The sequence below is a fragment of the Pseudomonas juntendi genome, assembly GCF_009932375.1.
In the GTDB taxonomy this organism is placed as follows: domain Bacteria; phylum Pseudomonadota; class Gammaproteobacteria; order Pseudomonadales; family Pseudomonadaceae; genus Aquipseudomonas; species Aquipseudomonas juntendi.
On record NZ_BLJG01000323.1, the window covers coordinates 1 to 272 of the forward strand.

Genomic DNA, 272 nt, shown 5'->3' on the forward strand with positions numbered 1-272 from the left:
AGTTGTACTCGAGGTCGGAGATAGAGTGTTCGAACTCCTCCAGCTCGCTCTCCTTGCACGCGACGAAGATGTCGATGTACTTCGGATCGATGTACTTGTTCAGAATCTCGCTGTCGTCCAGCTCACGCAGGGCATCGCGCAGGTTGTTCGGCAAGCTCTGCTCGAGTTGCTCGTACGAGTTGCCTTCGATCGGCGCGCCTGGCTCGATCTGGTTGGTCAGGCCATGGTGCACGCCCGCCAGCACGGCAGCCATCATCAGGTACGGGTTGGCG

Annotated in this window: 1 pseudogene; it reads right to left on the reverse strand. The window is 59.2% G+C overall.

The features are described from left to right. Positions 1-272, reverse strand: a pseudogene (locus tag GYA94_RS25485) (glutamine synthetase); the annotation flags it as partial.